This is a genomic window from Demequina sp. (genome assembly GCA_024707205.1).
Lineage (GTDB): Bacteria > Actinomycetota > Actinomycetes > Actinomycetales > Demequinaceae > Demequina.
Map to the genome: position 1 here is coordinate 1,820,684 of JANQAD010000001.1, position 21,571 is coordinate 1,842,254.

Genomic DNA, 21,571 nt, shown 5'->3' on the forward strand with positions numbered 1-21,571 from the left:
GCGCCGCTGGAATGGGCTCGTAGGTTCACGAAACTTCGATTTGGTGAACCTCAGGGCCCATTCGGGGAGGGTGTGGGCCGCAGAGAGCCCCAGTAGACTCGAGCCATGTCTTCCCTGGAACGTGCGGATGTGGCGCGCCTCGCCGTCCTTGCCCGCATCGACATGACCGACGATGACCTCGACCGACTCTCCGGGCAGCTCAGCGCGATCGTCGACGCGGTCGCAACACTTGCGACCCTCGACACGCACGACGTGCCTGCTACGAGCCACCCCATCCCCATGGCGAACGTGGAGCGCGAGGACGTGATCGAGGAATCGCTGACGCCCGCGCGGGCGCTGTCGGGCGCCCCGCAGGCCGAGGGCGACCGGTTCCGGGTTCCCCAGATCCTTGGGGAGGAGGCATGACCGACTGGACGCGCCGCACGGCGGCGCAGATGGCCGACGCTCTCGCGGCTGGGGAGGTCACTTCCGTCTCCCTGACGCAGGCACACCTTGACCGCATCGCGGCCGTGGACGGCGATGTGCACGCCTTCCTCTACGTGAACACCGAGCGCGCGCTCGAGACCGCCGCCGCGGTCGACGCCGACCGCGCGGCCGGCATCTCGCTGCAGCGCCTCGCCGGTGTGCCGATCGGCATCAAGGACGTGCTCGTCACGGAGGGGCTTCCCACCACGGCGGGCTCCCGGATCCTCGAGGGGTGGATCCCACCCTACGACGCGACCGTGACGCGCAAGGTGCGCGAGGCGCGCATGCCCATCCTGGGCAAGACCAACATGGACGAGTTCGCGATGGGCTCGTCCACGGAGCACTCGGCGTTCGGTCCCACCCACAACCCGTGGGACCTTGACCGCATCCCCGGCGGTTCCGGCGGCGGCTCCGCCGCCGCGCTGGCCGCCTTCGAGGCGCCCCTGACCATCGGCTCCGACACGGGAGGCTCCATCCGTCAACCCGCTTCCGTGACCGGAACGGTTGGCGTCAAGCCCACCTACGGCGGGGTCTCGCGCTACGGCGCCATCGCGCTGGCCAGCAGCCTGGACCAGCTGGGCCCATGCGCCCGCACCGTCCTCGACACGGCGCTCCTGCACGAGGTGATGGGCGGCCACGACCCCCACGACGCCACGAGCCTGCGCGAGCCCGTCCCCGGCGCGGTGGCAGCGGCCCTTGAGGGAGCGTCGGGCGATCTGACTGGCGTGACGCTTGGCGTGATCCGCGAGCTGGGTGGCGAGGGCTACCAGGACGGCGTGAAGCAGCGCTTCGAGGAGGCGCTCGACGCGGCAAGGGCCGCTGGCGCCACGGTGGTCGAGGTGGACTGTCCGAGCTTCGTGTACGCGCTCGCCGCGTACTACCTGATCCTCCCTGCGGAGGCGAGCAGCAACCTCGCCAAGTTCGACGGCGTGCGGTTTGGCCTGCGCGTGGAGCGCGAGAACATCGAGCGGACCATGGCCGCTACCAGGGCCGAAGGCTTCGGCGACGAGGTCAAGCGGCGCATCATCCTCGGCACCTACGCCCTCAGCGCGGGCTACTACGACGCGTACTACGGCTCCGCGCAGAAGGTGCGCACGCTCATCCAGCGCGACTTCGCCGCGGCATTCGAGAAGGCGACCGTGCTCGTGAGTCCCACGGTGCCAAGCACGCCGTTCAAGCTGGGGGAGCGCATCGACGATCCGCTCGCGATGTACCTCAACGACGTGGCGACCATCCCGGCGAACCTTGCTGGCATCCCCGGCATGTCCATCCCTGCGGGTCTCGCTCCGGAGGACAACCTCCCGGTGGGCTTCCAGCTGCTCGCCCCCGCGCACGAGGACGCGCGCCTGTATCGCGTTGGCGGGGCCATCGAGGCCCTGCTGAACGCGAAATGGGGAGGCCCCTTGAGCTCCCTTGCCCCCGAGCTTTCGGAGGTGTCCCGATGACCAAGCTCACGTATGACGACGCCGTGGAGCGCTTCGATCCCGTGTTCGGCATCGAGGTCCACGTGGAGCTCAACACCAAGACCAAGATGTTCTGCGGCTGCCTCAACGAGTTCGGCGGAGAGCCCAACACCCACGTCTGCCCCGTTTGCCTTGGTCTGCCAGGCTCGATGCCCGTAACCAACGGCAAGGCGGTGGAGTCCGCGATCCGGCTGGGCCTGGCGCTCGGCTGCGAGATCCGCGAGTCCAGCCGCTTTGCACGGAAGAACTACTTCTACCCGGACCTCGCCAAGGACTACCAGATCTCCCAGTACGACGAGCCCACGTGCTTCGAGGGCTCGGTGGACGTGGTCCTCGACGACGGCGAGGTCGTGACCATCGCGATCGAGCGCGCCCACATCGAGGAGGACGCGGGCAAGAACACGCACGTGGGCGGCACCGGCGGCATCCAGGGCGCGGACTACTCGCTCGTGGACTACAACCGCGGCGGCGTGCCCCTCGTTGAGATCGTCACCAAGCCCATCGAGGGCATGGGCGAGCGGACGGCCGAGGTGGCCCGCGCCTACGTCGCGACCATCCGCGACATCGTCCGCGGGCTCGGCATCAGCGACGGCCGTATGGAGCAGGGCAGCCTGCGCGCGGACGTGAACCTCTCGCTTCGCCCCAAGGCGGCCGACGGCGCGGATCAGTCCGCGGTGCCGTTCGGCAAGCGCTCGGAGACCAAGAACGTCAACTCGCTGCGCGCGATCGAGCGCGCGGTGCAGTACGAGGCCGGCCGCCAGGCCGAGCTGCTCACCGCGGGTCAGCCCGTGGTGCAGGAGACGCGCCACTGGCACGAGGACACGTCGTCCACGACTCCGGGCCGCTCCAAGGAGCAAGCGGAGGACTACCGCTACTTCCCCGAGCCCGATCTGCTGCCGGTAGAGCCCTCGCGAGCGTGGGTGGAGCAGCTGCGCGCCACCATCCCCGAGCACCCGGCAAAGTTGCGTGCCCGCTTGCGCGAGGAGTGGGGCTTCAGCGAGCTCGAGATGCGCGACGTTGTCGCGGCCGATGCGGTCCAGCTCATCGTCGACACCGTCGCGGCCGGCGCCTCTCCGCAGGCTGCGCGCAAGTGGTGGGGCGGCGAGCTCGCCCGCACTGCCAACGAGCGTGAGGTGACGCTCCAGGACCTCCCGGTCACCGCGCAGGACATCGCCGAGCTCCAGGGCCTCGTAGATGCCGGAACCATCAACGACAAGCTCGCCCGTCAGGCGCTCGAGGGCGTGCTCGCGGGCGAAGGCTCGCCAGCGTCGGTCGTTGAGAAGCGCGGCCTGGTAGTGGTGAGCGACGACTCCGCGCTCGAGGCCGCCGTCGACGAGGCGCTCGCGGCCCAGCCGGACGTTCTCGAGAAGATCCGCGAGGGCAAGATTCAGGCGGCCGGCGCGATCGTGGGTGCGGTCATGAAGGCCACGCGCGGGCAGGCGGACGCCGGACGCGTGCGCCAGATCATCCTCGCGCGCGCTGGCGTGGAGGGCTGACGCCGGGCGCCTGTCGGAGCCGACGGGCACACTGAGGGGATGGCCCCGGACACGCCATCGGTGGAGGACCGCACCACGCCGTCCCAAGCGTGGGTGCGGAACGTCTCGCTGTTCCTCGCCGGACAGACGGTCTCGCTGCTGGGATCCATGCTCGTGCAGTATGCGGTGCTCTGGTACCTCACACTCACCACCAAGGACGGCACGATTCTGGCGCTGTCGGTGGCGTTCGGGTTCCTCCCTCAGGCGATCGTGTCCGTGTTCGGCGGGGTGTGGGCGGACCGGCACAACCGCAAGTACCTCATCATGGCCGCCGACGCGACCATCGCGCTCGCGACCCTCGCACTCGCCCTGTTCATGATGAACGGCGTCACCTCCGTCTGGCTGATCTTCGCGGCGATGGCGATTCGCTCGGCGGGCGCTGGGGTGCAGACGCCGGCGGTGGCCGCGGCGCTCCCGCAGCTCGTGCCGGCAGAGAAGCTGCTGCGAGTCAACGGCATCAACGGCGCCATCCAGTCGGGAATGATGCTCGCGTCACCGCCCGTCGCCGCACTGCTGTACGCGAATGTGCCGCTCCACGGGATCTTCTTCATCGACGTGGGCACGGCTGCCATCGGCATCGGCATCCTTGCCCTGGTGCCCCTGCGAGCGGTCATGCGCAGCGGAGAGCGCGTCGGCTACTTCGACGACCTGCGCGAGGGCGTGCGATACATCGGCGAGCACCACTACGTGAAGTGGGTGCTCTATCTCTTCGGCGGCATCATGATCGCCGTTGGCGCGCCGTCCATGCTGACGCCGCTCATGGTCGTGCGGTCCTTCGGCGACGAGGTGTGGAAGCTGACGGCGCTCGAACTCGCGTTCTCCGTTGGCATGCTGCTCGCGGGCGCCGCGATCGCCGCGTGGGGCGACCGGTTCGAGCGCACCACCCTCATCGTGTGGTCCACGCTCATCCTCTCCGCACTCACCGTGGCGCTCGGCCTGTCGCCCGTGCTGTGGGTGTTCCTGGTGACGATGTTCTTCGTGGGGCTTGCGGTGCCGTTCTTCTCCACCCCCATCTTCACGGTGCTTCAGGAGTCGGTGGATCCCGAGCGGCTCGGCCGCGTGTTCGGGTTCGTGAGCATCGTGTCGGCGATGGGGATGCCCGCGGGCATGCTGGTCTTCGGGCCGCTCGCCAACGTCATCAGCGTGGAGGCGGTGCTGGTCATCTCCGGCGTGCTGATGTTCGGCATAGGAGTGCTCGCGTTCCTGACGCCGAGCGGCCGCGCGGCGCTCGACTACGTGCGGGCACACCGGGCCCCAACTACGCCAGAGTCAGCCTCACCGCAGCCCAGCTGACCGCCGGCAGCTGCACCGTCACGCTGGCACCGTCAACCACCGCACGGCCCGACGCTGGGGTCACCCGGTCTGGGGCGTCGGCCGTGTTCGTGGCCAGCGGATCGGGGTCGGTGAGCACCGTGACCTCTGCCGAGGCGACCTCACCAGGGACTGCGATCGTCAGTCCGTGCTCGGAGTCCGGGTCGAGGTTCACCGCGAAGACGGTGATCGAGCCGTCGTCGGTCAGCGTTGCGACAGCGTCGACGAACTCGCTGGGCCTGTCGCTGGCGAGGACCGTTGTTCCTGCTAGTCGGGCGGTTATCGCGAAGGGGTAGAACGTGGTCTGCCGCCACGCGCGGCCGCCGGGCTCGGTCATGATGGGCGCGATGACGTTCACCAGCTGCGCAAGGGACGCGGCCCGCACGCGATCCGCGTGCCGCAACAGGGTGATGAGCAGGGAACCCACCACCACGGCATCCGCGGCCGTGTACACGTCCTCGAGCAGGTGAGGAGCCACGGGCCAGTCGTCGCCCTCCGGGAACGGATTCACGGGGGTGGACATGCGCCACACGTTCCACTCGTCGAACGAGATCGCGATGCGCTTGTCGCTTCCCCGTGCGGCCGCGACCTCGTCGGCGATGCCCACCACCGTGGTGATGAAGCGGTCCATGTCGTCGGAGGATCGCAGGAAGGCGCTCAGGTCCTGGTTGGAGGGGTCGTAGTACGCGTGCGCCGAGATGAAGTCCACCTCGTCGAAGCAGTGCTCGAGGACCACCCGCTCCCACTCGCCAAAGGTCGCCATGGAGGTTCCCGAGGATCCGCACGCCACCAGCTCGAGCGTGGGGTCGAACTTGCGCATCACCCGCGCCATGTCCAGCGCGGCGCGGCCGTACTGCTCGGGCGTCATCTGGCCCACCTGCCAGGGCCCGTCCATCTCGTTGCCCAGGCACCACATGCGCACGCCGTACGGCGCGTCGGCACCGTTGGCCCGCCGCGCGTCGCTCAGCGCGGTGGCGCCAGGGTGGTTGCAGTACTCGAGCAGGTCCAGGGCCTCGGGTGTCCCGCGCGTCCCGATGTTGACCGCCATCATCGGCGCCACGCCCGCGGCCGCGCACCACGCCATGAACTCATCGGTGCCGAACTCGTTCGTCTCGGTGGAATGCCACGCGAGATCCAGCCGCGTGGGCCGCTCCTCTAGCGGCCCCACGCCGTCCTCCCAGCGATACGAGGAGACGAAGTTGCCCCCGGGATAGCGGATGGTCGTCACCCCAAGCTCGCGCACCAGCTCGAGGACATCCGCGCGGAAGCCCAAGGCGTCCGCCGTGGGGTGTCCCGGCTCGTAGATGCCCGAATACACGCACCGCCCCAAGTGCTCCACGAAGGAGCCGAACAGGCGGCGGTCCACGGAGCCAGCCACAGCGTCGGGCCGTATGGTGAGGTGCGTCATTGCCATAGTTTCAGCCTGCCAGACTGGACCCATGGCATGGGAACTGACACCGACGCCCGTTGGGGCCGCCCAGGGCGAGGGCCTCGTGGCCGCGCTCACGTTTGACGACGGGCCAAACGGCGCGGACACCGCGGAGTTGCTCGACTTCCTGAGCGACCGCGGCATCCGCGCGGTCTTCGCGGTGGTCGGCTCGCAGATCCAGGCGCGCGGTGTCGATGGGCACAGCGGCGCCGAACTGCTCCGCCGCATCGTCGACGAGGGCCACGTGCTGTGCAACCACTCCACGGGATTCGCGGACATGGGCGAGTACTCCGCCGAGGAGGTGCGTGCGGACCTGGCGCGCAACCTCGAGATCATCCGCTCTGTTGTGCCCGACGTTGTGGTCCCCTTCTGGCGCGCGCCCAACGGTTCGTGGGGGTTACGTGCGAGGTGGCGGTCGAGTTGGGCATGCAGCCGCTCGACGTGATCAACCACATCGGCGACTGGGCCGAGCAGGACGCGGATGTGCTCGAGGCGAGGCTGTGGGAGCGCCTGACGCGCGGTCAGCTGCTGTTGATGCACGACGGCGGGGGAGACCGGTCCGGGACCGTCGCGGCGGTCAAGCGCTTCGTCGACGATGCCGTGAGCGACGGCTGGGAGTTCACGCTGCCGGTGGGGTGCGAGTAGCCGAGCGGCTAGCCGAGCCGCGCTTCGCGGCGTCCTGACTGACCCGCGGCCACGTGCACCGTGGCGCTCAGCCCGTGTGCCTCAACCACGTAGTCCCCGCCCCAACCGCTCACGGTGACCACGCCGTCGGGCCCAGGGGTGAGTTCAGTGAGCGGCAGCCACCACTCGCCGTGAACGAGCCCCTGCAGGGCGTCGTAGGCGGGCTTGCGTGAACCGTCGGCGCGGAGCAGGCCAGCGGGCGCCCCGAGCCAGGTGTCGCGGTCGCACAGTCCCCAGTAGGTGACGGACTCGACGAGCGGGTGCTCCACCGCCTGTCGGTACATACGGGTCGTTTCCGAGGCCTGGCGCTCCTCGCCCTCGGGAGTGCTCGGCCAGTGTTCCACCTGGTAATCGTTCAAGTCCACGATCTCCGGCGGCATGAGTTCCCCGGAGACGAGCGTGACCTCGGTGAACTGCAGGGGCAGCCCAAAGGCGCCGAACCGCTCGAGGATCCGGCCCAGATCGTCCTCGCCGCGGAAGCCCTGATGCATGTGGGTCTGGAGCCCGATCGCGTCGATCTGGATCCTCGCCGAGAGGCACTCCTCGATGAGGTTCGCGTACTCCTCGGTGAGGAGGAAGTCGTTGATCACGAGGCGCGCGGCGGGGTTGGCCTCGCGAGCGGTCTCGAAAGCGAGCCGCACCATCTCGACGCGCCCAAGCTCGGCCGCGAGGGGAGTGATCGCGTTGTCCTCGGCCGTGAAGCGCGGCATGATGACGGCCTCGTTGATCGCGTCCCAGTGGTCGATGACCCCGGCGAACGCGGAGACCTCGCGGGTGATGCGCGCGCGAAGCGTGGCCTCCACCTCTGAAAGAGGGCGCCCAAGCAGCCACTGGGGCGCCATCGTGTGCCACGCGAGCGGGTGGCCCTTGAGGCGCACCCCGCGGTCCGCGAACCACTGGGCCGCGGCGAGCAGCCGCTCGGTTTCCGGTGAGCCCTCGCGCGGCTCGAAGTCCCGCCAGTAGAACCCGAGCGTCGCCTGGTTGAACAGGCCGATCCAGGGATCTACCAGGCCAGACGTTGAAGCGGCACCGCTGGCGACATCCATGAGCTCGAACCCGATGTTCCCGAACCCAAAGTCATGGCTCACCTGCCGTAATGACACCGGTGTACCGAGAGGAGTCCCGTCCGGGAGCAGCACCCTCACATCGACGGTGCCGGTGCGATGGGCGAGAGACGTCACGACAGGGCGCTCAGGACACAGTGCTGCGCGTGAGCCGCGGCGAGTCCTCCCGCACAGCGAGCGTCTCGCCCACGACCGCGAACTGAGACTGCGATACCCGCGACTCGGCGTCTCCCACCCACACCTCGAAGTCTCCGGGTTCCACGACCCGCACCAGGTCGCGGTTGGAGAACGCGAGCCTCGCGGTCGGCACCTCGAACGTGACGGTCGCGGAGCTGCCGGCGTCAAGCGCGATGCGCTGGAAGCCAACAAGCTGCGCTACGGGCCGTGAGACGGACCCGAGCACGTCGCGCACGTACAGCTGCACCACATCCTCGCCCGCCAGGGGGCCCGCATTGGTGACCGTGACGCTCGCGGTGACCACGCCGTCGGGCCGCACCAGCTCAGAGACGGAAAGGTCGCCGTAGTCGAAGATGGTGTACGACAGGCCAAAGCCGAACGGGCGCACGGGCGCGGTGCCCACGGAGGTCACGTCGCCGTCGCCGCCGAGCGCGGAGTGCAGGTAGGTGTACGGCTGGGCGCCCGTTGAGCGCGGCATCGTCACGGGCAGGTGGCCCGACGGGTTCACTCGCCCGGTCAGGACGCCCGCCACCGCGGTGCCTCCCTCCTCGCCGGGGAAGAAGGTCTGGATCACGGCCGCGCAGCGGTCCATGGCCCACCCGATCGCGTAGGGGCGGCCGGTGAGGAGCACGAGGACCACGGGCGTGCCGGTTTCGAGAACGGCCTCGACCAGCTCGCGCTGGACGCCGGGCAGTTCGAGCGACTCGACGTCGCAGCCCTCGCCAACGGTGCCGCGGCCGAAGAGGCCCGCGTGGTCGCCGGCCACCACCACCGCGACATCAGCGGCGGAAGCGGCCTCGACAGCGTCGGCGAACCCGCTGCGATCGTCGGAGGCGACGTCGCTGCCCTTGACGTAGGTCACGTCGTGGTCGCCGAGGCCCTCGCGAACGGTGGGCGACTCGAAGCCGGCAGGGAAGCCGGGACGGTGTGCGAGGACGTGGTTGACGAACGAGTAGCAACCGAACAGCGCCGCCGAGCGGTCCGCGTTGGGGCCGATGAGGGCAACCTTCGCCGTGGGTGCGAGCGGGAGCGTGCCGTCGTTCCTGAGGAGGATGACGGAGCGCTCCGCGAGGGCGCGTGCGGCGTCCCGGTGGGCGGGGGAGTCGAGGTCCACGCCAGTGGGGGCGCCTCGTCGAAGGTGGAGTCGAGGAGCCCGAGCGATTCCTTCTGCCGCAGCACGCGCTCCACGGCGCGGTCCACGATCTCCATGGAGACACGGCCCTCGTCGATGGCGCGCCGCAACGGCTCGAGGTACGCATTGCCGCTTGGGAGCTCGACGTCCACGCCGGCTGCGAGGGCCTGGCCGGCGGCATCCGCGAGGTCGTCGGCCAGGCCATGCAGCACCTCGAGGAAGGCGACGCCGAAGTAGTCGGCGACCACCACTCCATCGAAGCCCCACTGCCCACGTAGGAGGTCCGTGAGCAGCGAGGGGTCAGCGTGTGTGGGGACGCCGTCAAGCTGCGTGTACGCAGGCATGATGGCACGCACGCCGCCGTCCTTCACCGCCATCTCGAAGGGGATGAGCAGCTCGTCCGCGACCTCGCGCGGGCCCGCGTGAACGGGCCCGAAGTTGCGACCGGCGGCGGACGCCGAGTAGCCGACGAAGTGCTTGAGCGTCGCGTGCACACCGGCCCCTTGCAGGCCCTGCACAAACGCCGTCCCAACACTGCCGACGAGGTAGGGATCCTCCGCGATGCACTCCTCGACGCGCCCCCAGCGCGGGTCGCGAATCACGTCGAGCACGGGAGCGAGCCCCTGGTGAATGCCGAGGGCGCTCATCGACTCGCCGATGAGTCCCGCCATGCGCTCGACGAGATCTGGCGCGAACGTCGCACCCCACGCGGGCGGCGACGGGAACGTCGCGGCCTTCCACGCCGCGAGTCCCGTGAGGCACTCCTCGTGCACGATCGCCGGGATGCCGTGTCGCGTGTTGCGCACGAGTTCCCGCTGCACGTCCCACAGCCAGGCCGCGCGCTCGTCGGGCTCCACGGGGTTGGTGCCGTAGACCCTGGTGAGGTGGCCGAGGCCCCCGGCAAGGGCGTCGGCCAGGCCGTGCGTCGATACCTGCTGGCCCTGGAGGGGCGCGACGACGTCGCCGGCCTCGTCCTGCCACAGCCCGACGAGCTGGGCGAGCTTCTCCTCGACGGTCATGTCGGCAATGAGCGCGCTAACACGGCCCGACGCTGTGGCCTGGGGCGCTCCCGCGCCCTGGTGAACGGTGGTCACGGCTCAGCCCTTGACCGCGCCCGTGAGGCCGTCGACGATGCGACGCTCGAGGAGGAGGAAGAAGATCAGCGCGGGGATCATCGACAGCGACGTGTACGCCATGATCAGCGTGGTCGACGACGCGTGGGCGCCCTGGAACGCCGTGACGCCTAGCGGGAGGGTCATGCCCTCTTGCGGTCCGGTGAGCAGCAGCAGCGGCAGCAGGTAGGCATTCCACGAGCCGATGAACGCGAGCACGCCAACCGTCACCATGCCGGGACCGGCCAGTGGCAGCACGATGCGCCAGAAGAACCCAACCCGGGTGACGCCGTCAACGAACGCCGCCTCCTCGAGCTCGTTCGGGATCGCCTTGAGGAACGGCCGCATGATGATCACCGTGATGGGCAGGGCGAACGCTATCTGCGGGACTATCAGGCCCCACAGGCTTCCCGTGAGGCCGAGCCCTCTGATCATGAAGTACAGCGGCAGCACGGCAACCGTGAGGGGGAACATCAGGCCGGTGACGAAGATCAGGTAGATGAACTCCCGACCAGCGAAGCGGTAGCGGGCGAGCGGGTAGGCGGCCATCGTGCCGAACAGCACCACGCCGACGGTGGTGCCGAGCGCCACGACGAGCGAGTTGAGCGCCTGCCGCCAGAACGTGCCTTCCTTGAGGATGTCGATGTAGTTGGACCACATCCACGGGTCAGGAAGCCCGGTGGGGTTCGTCGCCAGGTTCTGCTGCGAACGGAAGCCGCCGATGATGAGGTAGAGGATCGGGCCGAGCGTCAGGGCGATGCCGACGAGGCCGATGAAGACCGCGCCGAGCGCGGCGCCATCAAAGCGGCCACCCCGCCGCGGTGAGCCTGCGCGCGGAGGCGCCTCTGCCGTCGGGCTGGTGGGGGAGCTTCGTTGAGCGTTGCAGTCATGGCTACCTCGCCGTCTCAGAGTTGTCGTTGTCGCGGCGCAGGATGGTCAGCATGTAGAAGACGGCCACGACGAGGGAGATGATGAACATGATCACGGCGACCGCGGAGCCAAAGCCCACGTCGTGTCGGAAGTAGCCGAACTGCATCATGAAGGTCGCGATCGTGGAGTACTGACCCTGTGTTCCTCCGCGGTTGAGCACCCAGACCATGTCGAACAGCTGGATGGATCCGATGAGGGACAGGAAGACCCAGATGCGGATGGTGGGGCCGATGAGCGGGATGTTGATGCGGCGCTGCACCTGCCACCAGCTGGCGCCGTCGATGCTCGCCGCCTCCTGGAGCTCTTGCGGCACGCCGGACAGGCCCGCGAGGAACAGGATGATCGCGAGTCCCAAGTACTTCCACGTGACGATGAAGAACACGGTCCATATGCCCCATGTATGGGACTCGAACCAGCCGCCTTCCGGCGCATGCAGCCCGATCGCCTCCATGAACTGGGTGGCGATGCCGTTGGGGTCGAAGATGATGAACCACATGACGCCGGCGATGACCTCGCTGATGACGTATGGGGCGAAGATGATGACGCGCACGACACTGCGGCCTGGGAACCTGCGATTCAGGACCAGGGCGATCATGAGCGCGAGGGGAAGCTGGATCGCCATCGAGGCGACGATGATGAGCAGGTTGTGGCTCATCGCCGACCAGAAGGGCTCGGTGTAGGCGGTCTTGAACGCCTCCCGCGTGGCCGGGTCGTTGCCGCCCCAGAGCGCGCGGGCGTAGTTCTCGAAGCCAATGAACTCGGCGTCGGAGAACTTCTTGATGCCGTTCCACTTGTAGAGGCTGTACCGCGCTGCGGACGCCACGGGGAACACGACGAACAGTGCGAAGAGAATCAGGGCCGGGCCGGTGAAGAGGCCGATTTCCTGCCACTTGCGGCGCTGGTCGCGGCGGCGAAGTGCCACCATGTCCGGGCTGGCGGTACGGGGCCCCGCCGACGACTTCTCGCCGACGGGGCCCTTTCCCTTGCCCGAGGTCTCCATCGTTGTCACGTGGAGCGCCTCGCTTTCTTGTACTAGGTGCTTGCTCTGGTTACTCGGTTGCTGCGGCTGCGGTCATGTTGTCGACCACGCCCTGCGGGGTACCGGTGCCACCGAAGATGGCCACGATGCCGTCGTTGAGCGCGCCACCGACGTTCGGACCGAGGTCCGTGTCAAGCCAGAGCTGGACGTAAGCGGCATTGGAAGCGGCCGCCGCGATCTTCTGGTTGATGGGATCCGCGACCGCGCTGGAAGCGTTCGGGTTGGTGGGCAGGCCACCAACGGCCTCTGCGAAGCCCTTCTGGACGTCGTCGCTCACAATGTACGCGAGGAAGTCCGCGCACTGCGGCGGGGCGTCCACGTAGCAGGAGAATCCGTCACCGCCACCGAGAGCGGCCGTGGGGTCACCCTGGCCACCGCCGACTGCCGGAACCGGGAACCAGCCGAGGTCGTCGAGCAGCGCCTGGTTGGCGGCATCGCTGCCGTCAGTGAAGCCCTGGTAGACGAAGAAGTTCCACTGGCCCATGAGCTCCATGGCCGCGTTGCCGTTGGCCACCATGCCAGCGGAGGACGTGGCGCCGGTCTGCGCGACCGTCGACATGAAGTCCTTCTGGAACGGCTTGGTGTCAAGGAACGACTGCAGGTTGTCGCCGGCCTGCAGGAAGCAGGGGTCGGTGAAGTCGAACGAGCCGAGGTTCTTGATGACGTCCTGCGAGCAGGCCTGGAGGGCGAAGTTGTACCACCAGTGCGCGGCGGGCCACTTGTCAGCGGCGCCGACGGCGATGGGGGTGATGTTCGCGTCCTTCAGCTTCTGCACGTCCGCGTTGAGCTCGTCGAACGTGGTGGGCTCGGAGGTGATGCCGGCCTTCTCGAAGAGCGACTTGCGGTACCAGATGCCCTCAACGGCGAACTGGAAGGGAAGACCGTAGGTCTTGCCATCCGCCTGCCACGGGCCAACGGCACCACCGAGGGTGTCGATGGTGTCCTTCAGCGTGTCGCTCAGGTCCATGAGGTAGCCGGCCTCGGCCTGTGCGGCCATCTCGCCGCCACCCCACTGCTGGAAGATGTCGGGCGCGTCGCCAGACTGCAGCGCGGTGGGGATACGCGTGCGCTGCAGGTCCTCGTTCTGGATCTGCTCGATCTCGATGGTGACGTTGGGGTGCAGGGCGTGGTAGTCGGCCGCGACCTTGTCCCAGTAGTCGCCGAGCGAGTTCTCGCCGGAGTCACCCGCAACACCGTTGTGCCACCAGGTGAGGGTGACGGGCTCATCGTTGGCTGCGGTGTTGGTGGGAGCCGCAGAGTTGGTTGGGTCTCCGCCGCCGCTGCATGCGGCGAGCACCAGCGCAGATGAGGCAGCGATAGCCGCGAGTGCGGCCATTCGTCGCATGTGTGCCATGAATTTGTCCTTTCGGATCGTCGTTGATCTATGCCGAACAGGGGAAGTCTGGCACCGCCAGGCCGTTAACGTCAAACGATATCGATAACGTTTTCGCAACAGTCGAAAACCCGCTACTATTGCGACCATGAACCCAGCGGCGCGCGTCAAGCTCTCCGACGTCGCCGCTCGTGCGGGCGTCTCCGTTGCCACGGTTTCCAAGGTCGTCAACGGCCGGTACGGAGTGTCCAAGGACACGATCGACCTGGTACAGGGCGTGATCGACGAGCTCGGCTACGTGGGCAACCTCTCCGCCGCGTCCCTTCGCTCCTCGAGCACGAACGTGCTTGGCATTCTCGTCGCGGACTTTGAGCCCTACTCCGCGGAGATCATCAAGGGAGCCGCGACCGTCACCCGGGGCACCGCGTGGGAGCTCTTGGCACACGCCGGCGGCGAGACGCACGGTTGGGAGCGCCGCTCGATCGCCCGCCTGGGCGGGACCCTCATCGAGGGGGCCGTGGTGGTGACGCCCACCACCTCGAACTTCAACCTCATCGTTCCTGCCGTCGCCATCGACCCGCACTATGGCCCCAATCAGATGCCGACCGTGGACGCCGACTCCTATGCGGGCGCGCTCGCGGCGGTGGAGCACCTCATTGGTCTGGGCCACACCCGCATCGCCTTCATCGGCGGTCGCAGCGAGCTCGATTCGTCGCTGCTGCGCGAGAACGGGTTCCGCGACGCGATGGCCGCGGCGGGACTCGAGATTCCCGAAGGGTACGTTCGCGAGTCGCGCTACGACCCCGACGTCGCCGAGGCCATCGCCCTCGAGATGCTCGCGCTCCCGGAGCGCCCGACCGCGATCTTCGCCGCGAACGACGTGACCGCGATCCGGGCCCTCGGCGCGGCTCGCATGCTCGGCATGCGCGTGCCGCACGACGTCTCCGTCGTCGGCTTCGATGACATCCCCCAGGCTTCCCTCGTGAGCCCAACGCTCACCACGGTTCGCCAGCCGCTGGGCGCCATGGGCGAGGCCGCGATGCACATGCTGCTCGACATCCTGGCCGGCAAGGACCGCGAGACCCACGTGCGGATGCCCACCGAGCTCGTCGTGCGCGAGTCCACGGCCCCTCCTGCCGCCTGACGCCTAACCCGCCTCAAGCGTCGGGTGGCCTGCTACTGTCTGTGGGCATGACGGGGGTACGGAGCGTGGTGAGCTCCACGGTGATGACTCTGAGTGTGTTGACGCTCGGCGCCTGCGCGTTCGGCGAGCAACAGGTCATCGAGGGCTACATCGACAACGCCTATGACAACCGCGCGGTCGCTCACGTGGTGGTCGGCGAGCGTGGGGAGAGGGATGGGCAGCCGGTCGTTGATCTCATGATCGAGGATTTCGAGATTCTCGAGGAACCCGCGCTGAGTCTCGAAGTCGGTGAGGTCTACACCGTCGAGACCGGTGGTCTCGCCGTGGACGAGGGCACCAACCTCGTCGTCTTCCTCAACTCGATGCCCGCCATTGCGTACGCCATGGACACCTCGACGGACCTGCCGGTCAAAGGTTTCGACACGCCGACGTTTGGTGGGGTCACGCAAGAGGCCGCTTTGGATTGTCTCGCGGACGTCTACGGAACCACGGGACCGCACCGGCGCGAAGAGGTGCTGCGCGAAGACGTTGGCGCCGATATGGACGACCGGCACCACGAATGCAGGAATCGAAACTGAGGCCGAGGTCCAGGTTCGACGGCGGCGCCGGCTAGACCCCGTAGGCCGCCCTGGCGGCGGCGTAGGCCTGGCGGATGGCCGGCTTGGGATCCGGGGTGGGCGAGGCGAAGGTCGCGACAGGCCACGACGGGCGCGAGCCCGTGAGCACCCACGCGGCCTGGGCGGCCGCGCCGGCGGCGACGTATTCGCCGGGCTCCGGGATCTCGACGGGTGCGTCGAACACCTGAGACGCCACCAAAGCCACAGCCGGCGACTGCGCGGCGCCGCCGACAATCAGCACGCGGTTCGCGGAGACCCCGAGACGCAGGATCGCGTCCATGCCGTCGGCGAGGGAGCACAGCATCCCTTCGAACGCGGCGCGCGCCAGGTTCTCCCGCGTCATCGACGCGAGCGTCAGCCCCGTAAGGGAGGCCGTCGCGTGCGGCAGGTTGGGTGTTCTCTCGCCCTCGAAGTAGGGGACAAGAAGAGAGCCGCCCGCGCCGGGTTCGGCGTCCAGCGCGAGGCGGCTCAGCTCATGGTGATCAACACCGAGGACGCGCGCGAAGGCATCGAGGATGCGCGCGGCGTTGAGGGTGGCGATCAGGGGAAGGAAGTCTCCGGAGGCGGAAGCGAAGCCCGCCACGGTGCCGGTCACATCGCGGACCGGTGAGGGCGTGACGGCGAACACCGTGCCCGAGGTGCCGATGGACACCACAACATCGCCCGCAGCGGCACCCAGCCCCAGGCCGGCCGCGGCGTTGTCGCCGGCCCCCGGCCCCAGCGTCGGGCTGCTTGCTGCGATCGAGGAATGCACAACACCCGGGCTCTCCGCCGCCCGAGCACTCGCGGCAGGACGGCGTCATGCCCGAGCGCGGCGGAGAGCAGGTCGCGATCGTAATCGCCGGATGTGGGGCTCCAGTACCCCGTTCCCGACGCGTCCGACCGGTCCGTGGTGAGCGCCTCGAGGTCTGGGCCGAGCGGGGACTCGATCGCCGGCCCATAGCCTCGGAGGCGCCACGTTAGCCAATCGTGGGGGAGCGCTACTGCGGCGACGCGCTCCGCGTTCGCGGGCTCGTTGTCACGCAGCCAGCGAAGCTTGGTGGAAGTGAAACTCGCGACGGGAACGAGCCCGGTCCGAGAAGCGAGGACGTCGGCGCCGAACTCGCGGACCAGGTCCGCAGCCGAGCCCGCTGAGCGGGTGTCGTTCCACAGCAGGGCGTCGCGGATGACCCTTCCGTCGTCATCCAGCGCCACCATGCCGTGCTGTTGCCCGCCCACGCTGATAGCGGCGACGTCGTCGAGGCCGCCAGCACCCTGGATGGCGGCGAGCAGTGCCTTCCACCAGAAGCGTGGATCCACAGACGTGCCGTCGGGGTGGCTGGCGCGGCCCTCGCGGACCACAAGGCCCGTCTCAAGGTCGCGAATCACGACCTTGCAGCTCTGGGTGGACGAGTCCACTCCCGCAACCAGCGTCATTGCCTCCCCTTGCGTGTTGTGCGCCGAACCGCGCGCGTGACTAGCCGCGTGCCCCCATCAGGTGCTCCGTAGCGAGCTGCTGCAGGCGAACGAAGCCGAATCCCTTGCCGCCGAAGTAGGCCTCCGCGTTGAAGTCCTCGTAGGCGGAGCGGTCTGCCTTGAGCTGGTCCGCGGTCTCGCCGTCGCCGAGCGTGTTCTGGCCAAGCTCGTAGACCCGGGCCGCCTGCAGGGCCTCCTGCACCTCGGGGTCCGCGCGGAATGCGCCCGCGCGCTCCTTGAGCAGCAGGTACATCTGCATGTTGGCCTTGACCGAGTCCCACACGCCGTTCTCGTCCTCGGTGCGCGAGGGCTTGTAGTCGAAGTGGCGGGCGCCGTCGTAGCGCGGACCGCCGTTGGGCGAACCGTTCTCCAGCAGGTCTACCAGGGAGAACGCGTTGTGCAGGTCGCCGTGACCGAACACGAGGTCCTGGTCGTACTTGATGCCGCGCTGGCCGTTGAGGTCGATGTGGAAGAGCTTGCCGTGGTACAGCGCCTGGGCGATTCCGGCGGTGAAGTTGAGGCCCGCCATCTGCTCGTGGCCCACCTCGGGGTTGAGGCCAACGAGCTCGGGGCGCTCAAGCGAGTTGATGAACGCGAGGGCGTGGCCAACGGTCGGGAGCAGGATGTCTCCGCGGGGCTCGTTGGGCTTGGGCTCGATCGCGAACCTGATGTCGTAACCCTTGTCTGTCACGTAGTCGCCGAGGAAGTTCACGGCCTCGCGGTAGCGCTCGAGCGCGGCGTTGATGTCCTTGGCGCTGTCGTACTCGGCGCCCTCGCGGCCGCCCCACATGACGAAGGTCTTGGCGCCGAGCTCTGCGGCGAGGTCGAGGTTGCGCAGCACCTTGCGCAGCGCGAACCGGCGCACGCCGCGGTCGTTGGAGGTGAAGCCGCCGTCCTTGAAGACCGGGTGGGAGAAGAGGTTGGTCGTGACCATCTCGACGATCACGCCGCTGTCGGCGCACGCGTCCTTGAGGTCATCGATGTGCTTCTGGCGCTCCGCGTCCGAGCTGCCGAAGGGGAACACATCGTCGTCGTGGAAGGTAATGCCCCACACGCCGAGTTCGCCGAGCTTGCGGATCGCCGCCGGGTTGTCTAGCGGGGGACGGGTGGCCGAACCGAACGGGTCCTGCGCGGCCCAGCCCAGGGTCCAGAGACCGAAGGAAAACTTGTCCGCCTTGGTGGGTGTGGGCGCCATTGCAACACTCCTGAAGATAACGACTGCTTATGTTGTGACTGACAACATATACTCATTGCGCAGGCCTGTCAAAAGGACGGACATCGAAGTCGGGAGCGCCATGGTGGACACCCCCACGCGGCCCCCTCAGCCATGGACGGTGAGGGGATCCGGCGGCGCGCGCCACGACTCCATTCGCGGCCACAATCTGTCCACGGTACTCAGCGCCGTGCACTACGGCCACGCCGTCTCGCGCGCCACGCTCACGCGGGAGACGGGACTCAATCGCTCGACGATCGGCGCCGTGGTCGCGACGCTCGAGGAGGCGGGCCTCGTCACCTCGGAGGAGCCCGACGCTGCCGGCACCGTTGGCAGGCCAAGTCCCGTCATTCGTCCCGCAAGCGGGATAGCCGCGCTCGCGATCAACCCCGATATCGACGCCGTCCGCGTGGCGCTCGTCGGCCTCGGCGGACGGGTCCTCGCCCAGGCGAGCGAGACCCTCCCGTCGATCCCAAGCCCCGCCGACGCGGCCGCAACCGCCGCCCGACTGGCGGCCTCAATCCTGGGTGAGTCAGCGTCGGGCCTGGTAGGTGCCGGGGTTGCAGTTCCCGGCCTCGTGGACTTCGAGGGCGGAACCGTGGTCAACGCTCCCCACCTCGCGTGGCGCAACCAAGAGATCGCGGGACCGTGGAGCACGGCCCTGGGGATGTCCGTGCACGTCGGCAACGACGCGAATGTGGCGCTGCTCGCGGAGGTGCGGTTCGGCGCCGCGCGGGGCGCGCGCGACGTGCTATACCTCAACGGATCCACCTCCGGCATCGGCGGCGCCGCGCTCGTGGGCGGGAGGCTCATGACCGGCTCGCGCGGGCACGGCGGCGAGTTCGGCCACATGGTGGTGCGCGGGGGAGCGGCGCGATGCGACTGCGGCCGCACCGGCTGTCTCGAGACCGAGGTCAACGTGCAGCGCCTCGCGAGCCTTGCCGGCACCGCGCGGGCCGCCGAGGTCGAGCGCCAGGCAGCCGTGCTCGCGGGCGCGGTCGCCAACCTCATCTCCGCGTTCAACCCCGAGCTGGTGGTCGTCGGCGGCTTCCTCGCCGAGCTCATCGACGCGCAGTCGGCGCTCGTGACCGAGATCGTGGCGCGCGACACCCTGTCGCCGCTCGCGGACTCGGTGCCGATCGTGCGCGCGGAGCTGGGTGACTCTGTGCTCGCGCTCGGTGCCGCCGAGCTCGCCTTCGCGCCCCTCCTGGCGGACCCGGTGCCAGCGCGCGCGTAGCCGCACAGCGTGGCCCGCGAAGTCACATCCCGGAATGGGTTCTGGTGGCTGCGAAACGCGCGATTCGCGACCACCAGAACCCATTCCGGAGGGAGAGGTGCGGGGCGGGCGTGTCAGCATCAGGGCCTGCACGCCCGTGCAAGACTGGCCGGGTGCTCACCATCTCTGTAGGCGACCAGGAGACGGCCGACGCTATCGGCGACGTCGGCGGCGAGGCTCGGCTGGTGCTGTGGGACCCGGGTGCGGGGGACGCGCCGGAGGAACTGCGCGATGAGATCAAGATCGTGTGCGTCCCCCACAAGACCGGAGGTAGGAAGGTCTACGCGCGGCTCGCGAAGCTGCCCAACCTCAAGCTGATCCAGATTCCGTCCGCCGGGTACGAGCACGCTCTCCCGATCACCCCGAAGGGCGTTGCTCTCGCGAGCGCCAGCGGGGTCCACGACTCGCGCACGGCGGAGATGGCGCTCACGCTCGCGCTCGCGAGCCAGCGTATGTTCCCCGAGCTGCTCGAGGCGCAGCGCAACCACGACTGGCGCGGCAACACCTACCCGCCCTCGCTTGCCGATCGGCGCGTGCTCATCGTGGGCTACGGCTCTATCGGCAGCGCGATCGGCGCGCGCATGCGCGCGTGCGAGGCGCAGGTGCTGGGCGTGGCCACCCAGACTCGTATGGCGGCGGACGGAACCCTCGTCCACGCAGTGGAGGACCTGCCGCGGCTGCTCCCCGATGCGGAGATCGTGGTGCTCGTCACCCCGCTCAACGACAGCACGAGGGGCCTGGTAGATGCCGAGTTCCTGGCGCTGATGCCGGACAACGCGCTGCTCATCAACGTGGGCAGGGGGGCGTGGTTGACACCGATGCCCTGCTCGCGGAGCTGAACAGCGGTCGCCTCCGCGCGGGCCTCGACGTGGTGGATCCGGAGCCGTTGCCGGCGGATCACCCGCTGTGGGATGCGAAGAACTGCATCATCATGCCCCACGTGGGCGGGATGACGCCGCTCACGGACCGTCGCTACACGGACCTTGTGCACGCGCAGATTCGCGCGGCGCTCGCTGGCGAAGAGCCTGTCAACTTCGTCGGCATCGGCGAGTGGGTGCCCGAGCCGCGACCGTAGGCGCGTGAGCCGTCAGCTGGCGCGGTCGCGCAGCGCGATCCACGCAGCGACGATGCGCTCAAGCTCGTCGCGGCGCTCCTCGGCCTCCGCGATCGAGACGACCCGCAGCGCTAAACCGTCGTTCCCCGCGGGCTCAAGGTGCGGGAAACTGCCGGGGATCGCGCGACCCGCGTGAAAGATCAGCGTGGCAACGGACGTGGGCTTGGGGTAGAAGCTCGCGAGGAAGCCCTTGTAGACGAAGGTCGGAGTCTGCCACTTGATGCACTCCGAGAGCCGCTCGTCCGACTGCAGCATGATCTGTCGCACGCGCTGCACCACGTCACGCATCGGATTGTCGTAGCGAGCCATCCATGCGTCGACCTCAGGGGACGTCATACGGAGCAACGTACCGTTACATGCGGCCCGACGCTGGTACCAGGTCGCGATTGCGTCGCCGCTCGCGCCGCGCGAGAGCGCGCTAGACGGTGGCGGTCTCGCGCGTGTGCAGGGCCACGTGGGCGGCGGCGGCCTCGATGAAGTTCGTCAGCATCGCGCGGGTGGCGCCGTCGACGATCTCGCCGCCCGCGAAGTCCTCCGCGTTGAAGCGGAGGAAGGTCTCCGGCTGACCCATGGTCGGCGCGTTGTAGTGGCCGAGAATCGCGCGCAGGTGCTGCTGCGCGGCCATCGTGCCGAACAGCCCGCCCGAGACGCCCATGATCGCCACGGGCTTGCCGTCGAAGGAGCCCCTTGCCATAGGGACGCGCGGCCCAGTCGAGCGCGTTCTTGAGTGCGCCCGGAAGCGAGCGCGAGTACTCAGGGGTGACGATGATGATGCCGTCGGCGTCCGCGATGTCCTGCTTGAAGTCGAGGGCGGCGGCAGGGAAGGCGGGCTCGAGGTCCTGGCGATACAGCGGCAGCTCGGACCAGTCGATCTCGAAGAACTCGACGCCCTCGGGCGCGATGGACTGGAAGTGGCTCGCGACCGTGCGGTTGATGGAGCGGCTAGAGAGCGAGCCGACGATGACGCCAATGCGCATGACAACGTCTCCTTATGAGAGGTGAGGGGGATCGCCGACCGCAATGCCGGCACACAATGCTTGTGAACTACGCAGACAACGGGCTTGAAGCCTCAACCATT

At 68.5% G+C, this 21,571-nt stretch carries 17 protein-coding genes and 4 pseudogenes; 10 read left to right on the forward strand and 11 right to left on the reverse strand.

All coding sequences use genetic code 11. The annotated features are described in order from the left end of the window. Window positions 1-105 precede the first annotated feature (105 nt). From gatC to NVV57_09335, 4 genes are read left to right on the forward strand one after another with little or no spacing between them, the layout of a single operon-like run. The gene (gene gatC / locus NVV57_09320; GenBank protein MCR6712867.1) at window positions 106-405 is read left to right on the forward strand and encodes an Asp-tRNA(Asn)/Glu-tRNA(Gln) amidotransferase subunit GatC; all 300 of its coding nucleotides are present in this window, start codon (window positions 106-108) and stop codon (window positions 403-405) included. Beyond that, window positions 402-1,910: an Asp-tRNA(Asn)/Glu-tRNA(Gln) amidotransferase subunit GatA gene (gene gatA, locus NVV57_09325; GenBank protein ID MCR6712868.1), complete on the forward strand. Its 1,509-nt coding sequence runs from the start codon at window positions 402-404 to the stop codon at window positions 1,908-1,910. Before gatC ends, gatA begins: the two co-directional genes overlap by 4 nt. Continuing rightward, window positions 1,907-3,424, forward strand: a complete 1,518-nt coding sequence (gatB, locus tag NVV57_09330; protein ID MCR6712869.1) for an Asp-tRNA(Asn)/Glu-tRNA(Gln) amidotransferase subunit GatB — start codon at window positions 1,907-1,909, stop codon at window positions 3,422-3,424. The genes gatA and gatB overlap by 4 nt, the downstream gene beginning before the upstream one ends. 39 nt (window positions 3,425-3,463) lie before the next feature. Then, entirely contained in the window at window positions 3,464-4,756 is a 1,293-nt protein-coding gene (locus NVV57_09335; GenBank protein ID MCR6712870.1) for an MFS transporter, read from the forward strand. Here NVV57_09335 and NVV57_09340 read toward each other — a convergent pair. Next, window positions 4,722-6,182, reverse strand: coding sequence for an alpha-N-arabinofuranosidase (locus NVV57_09340; protein ID MCR6712871.1), 1,461 nt, complete (start codon window positions 6,180-6,182; stop codon window positions 4,722-4,724). The two genes, NVV57_09335 and NVV57_09340, sit on opposite strands and share 35 nt — an antisense overlap. Window positions 6,183-6,213: 31 nt before the next feature. Here NVV57_09340 and NVV57_09345 point away from each other — a divergent pair, with 31 nt between their 5' ends. Both NVV57_09345 and NVV57_09350 read left to right on the forward strand, forming a co-directional pair. After that, complete coding sequence (locus NVV57_09345; protein ID MCR6712872.1) at window positions 6,214-6,648, forward strand: polysaccharide deacetylase family protein; 435 nt, start codon at window positions 6,214-6,216, stop codon at window positions 6,646-6,648. Continuing rightward, complete coding sequence (locus tag NVV57_09350; protein ID MCR6712873.1) at window positions 6,630-6,848, forward strand: hypothetical protein; 219 nt, start codon at window positions 6,630-6,632, stop codon at window positions 6,846-6,848. Before NVV57_09345 ends, NVV57_09350 begins: the two co-directional genes overlap by 19 nt. 8 nt (window positions 6,849-6,856) lie before the next feature. On the opposite strand, the gene NVV57_09355 is transcribed toward NVV57_09350, so the two are convergent. The 5 genes and pseudogenes from NVV57_09355 to NVV57_09375 form a co-directional block, all read right to left on the reverse strand. Further along, window positions 6,857-8,068: an endo-1,4-beta-xylanase gene (locus tag NVV57_09355; protein ID MCR6712874.1), complete on the reverse strand. Its 1,212-nt coding sequence runs from the start codon at window positions 8,066-8,068 to the stop codon at window positions 6,857-6,859. Window positions 8,069-8,078: 10 nt separating this feature from the next. Then, window positions 8,079-10,279: pseudogene (locus NVV57_09360) on the reverse strand (glycoside hydrolase family 3 C-terminal domain-containing protein). A gap of 78 nt (window positions 10,280-10,357) precedes the next feature. Continuing rightward, window positions 10,358-11,146: a carbohydrate ABC transporter permease gene (locus tag NVV57_09365; protein MCR6712875.1), complete on the reverse strand. Its 789-nt coding sequence runs from the start codon at window positions 11,144-11,146 to the stop codon at window positions 10,358-10,360. A gap of 118 nt (window positions 11,147-11,264) precedes the next feature. Next, window positions 11,265-12,302 (reverse strand): sugar ABC transporter permease, encoded by a 1,038-nt coding sequence (locus NVV57_09370; GenBank protein MCR6712876.1) that lies wholly within the window; start codon window positions 12,300-12,302, stop codon window positions 11,265-11,267. A 49-nt stretch (window positions 12,303-12,351) separates the two neighbouring features. Further along, entirely contained in the window at window positions 12,352-13,695 is a 1,344-nt protein-coding gene (locus NVV57_09375; GenBank protein ID MCR6712877.1) for an extracellular solute-binding protein, read from the reverse strand. Between the two features lie 127 nt (window positions 13,696-13,822). Between NVV57_09375 and NVV57_09380 the strand changes: the two genes are divergently transcribed. Together NVV57_09380 and NVV57_09385 are read left to right on the forward strand one after the other, a co-directional pair. Continuing rightward, window positions 13,823-14,818, forward strand: coding sequence for a LacI family transcriptional regulator (locus NVV57_09380; GenBank protein MCR6712878.1), 996 nt, complete (start codon window positions 13,823-13,825; stop codon window positions 14,816-14,818). A gap of 47 nt (window positions 14,819-14,865) precedes the next feature. Next, window positions 14,866-15,396 carry a hypothetical protein gene (locus tag NVV57_09385; protein ID MCR6712879.1) on the forward strand — a complete coding sequence of 177 codons (531 nt, stop codon included), beginning with the start codon at window positions 14,866-14,868 and terminating at the stop codon, window positions 15,394-15,396. A 31-nt stretch (window positions 15,397-15,427) separates the two neighbouring features. Here NVV57_09385 and NVV57_09390 read toward each other — a convergent pair. Both NVV57_09390 and xylA read right to left on the reverse strand, forming a co-directional pair. Continuing rightward, window positions 15,428-16,851: pseudogene (locus NVV57_09390) on the reverse strand (FGGY family carbohydrate kinase). Between the two features lie 40 nt (window positions 16,852-16,891). After that, a complete protein-coding gene (gene xylA / locus NVV57_09395) occupies window positions 16,892-18,085 on the reverse strand; it encodes a xylose isomerase (GenBank protein ID MCR6712880.1) in 1,194 nt (397 codons plus the stop codon). Between the two features lie 100 nt (window positions 18,086-18,185). Here xylA and NVV57_09400 point away from each other — a divergent pair, with 100 nt between their 5' ends. Both NVV57_09400 and NVV57_09405 read left to right on the forward strand, forming a co-directional pair. Further along, on the forward strand, window positions 18,186-19,340 hold the full coding sequence (locus NVV57_09400; GenBank protein MCR6712881.1) for an ROK family transcriptional regulator: 1,155 nt from the start codon (window positions 18,186-18,188) through the stop codon (window positions 19,338-19,340). Between the two features lie 491 nt (window positions 19,341-19,831). Beyond that, a pseudogene (locus tag NVV57_09405) lies at window positions 19,832-20,454 on the forward strand (hypothetical protein). Window positions 20,455-20,466: 12 nt separating this feature from the next. Here the strand turns inward: NVV57_09405 and NVV57_09410 are convergent. The 3 genes and pseudogenes from NVV57_09410 to NVV57_09420 form a co-directional block, all read right to left on the reverse strand. After that, window positions 20,467-20,829 (reverse strand): DUF1801 domain-containing protein, encoded by a 363-nt coding sequence (locus tag NVV57_09410; GenBank protein ID MCR6712882.1) that lies wholly within the window; start codon window positions 20,827-20,829, stop codon window positions 20,467-20,469. An 82-nt stretch (window positions 20,830-20,911) separates the two neighbouring features. After that, window positions 20,912-21,187 (reverse strand): NAD(P)H-dependent oxidoreductase, encoded by a 276-nt coding sequence (locus NVV57_09415; GenBank protein ID MCR6712883.1) that lies wholly within the window; start codon window positions 21,185-21,187, stop codon window positions 20,912-20,914. A 40-nt stretch (window positions 21,188-21,227) separates the two neighbouring features. Then, window positions 21,228-21,470: pseudogene (locus tag NVV57_09420) on the reverse strand (NAD(P)H-dependent oxidoreductase). Window positions 21,471-21,571: the final 101 nt, after the last annotated feature.

Bases quoted from the DNA above. Each gene is read 5' to 3' on its own strand.
- gatC (MCR6712867.1), top strand. From the start codon at position 106: ATGTCTTCCCTGGAACGTGCGGATGTGGCGCGCCTCGCCGTCCTTGCC.
- gatA (MCR6712868.1), top strand. From the start codon at position 402: ATGACCGACTGGACGCGCCGCACGGCGGCGCAGATGGCCGACGCTCTC.
- gatB (MCR6712869.1), top strand. From the start codon at position 1,907: ATGACCAAGCTCACGTATGACGACGCCGTGGAGCGCTTCGATCCCGTG.
- NVV57_09335 (MCR6712870.1), top strand. From the start codon at position 3,464: ATGGCCCCGGACACGCCATCGGTGGAGGACCGCACCACGCCGTCCCAA.
- NVV57_09340 (MCR6712871.1), bottom strand. From the start codon at position 6,182: ATGACGCACCTCACCATACGGCCCGACGCTGTGGCTGGCTCCGTGGAC.
- NVV57_09345 (MCR6712872.1), top strand. From the start codon at position 6,214: ATGGCATGGGAACTGACACCGACGCCCGTTGGGGCCGCCCAGGGCGAG.
- NVV57_09350 (MCR6712873.1), top strand. From the start codon at position 6,630: ATGCAGCCGCTCGACGTGATCAACCACATCGGCGACTGGGCCGAGCAG.
- NVV57_09370 (MCR6712876.1), bottom strand. From the start codon at position 12,302: ATGGAGACCTCGGGCAAGGGAAAGGGCCCCGTCGGCGAGAAGTCGTCG.
- NVV57_09375 (MCR6712877.1), bottom strand. From the start codon at position 13,695: ATGGCACACATGCGACGAATGGCCGCACTCGCGGCTATCGCTGCCTCA.
- NVV57_09380 (MCR6712878.1), top strand. From the start codon at position 13,823: ATGAACCCAGCGGCGCGCGTCAAGCTCTCCGACGTCGCCGCTCGTGCG.
- NVV57_09385 (MCR6712879.1), top strand. From the start codon at position 14,866: ATGACGGGGGTACGGAGCGTGGTGAGCTCCACGGTGATGACTCTGAGT.
- xylA (MCR6712880.1), bottom strand. From the start codon at position 18,085: ATGGCGCCCACACCCACCAAGGCGGACAAGTTTTCCTTCGGTCTCTGG.
- NVV57_09400 (MCR6712881.1), top strand. From the start codon at position 18,186: ATGGTGGACACCCCCACGCGGCCCCCTCAGCCATGGACGGTGAGGGGA.
- NVV57_09410 (MCR6712882.1), bottom strand. From the start codon at position 20,829: ATGACGTCCCCTGAGGTCGACGCATGGATGGCTCGCTACGACAATCCG.
- NVV57_09415 (MCR6712883.1), bottom strand. From the start codon at position 21,187: ATGGCAAGGGGCTCCTTCGACGGCAAGCCCGTGGCGATCATGGGCGTC.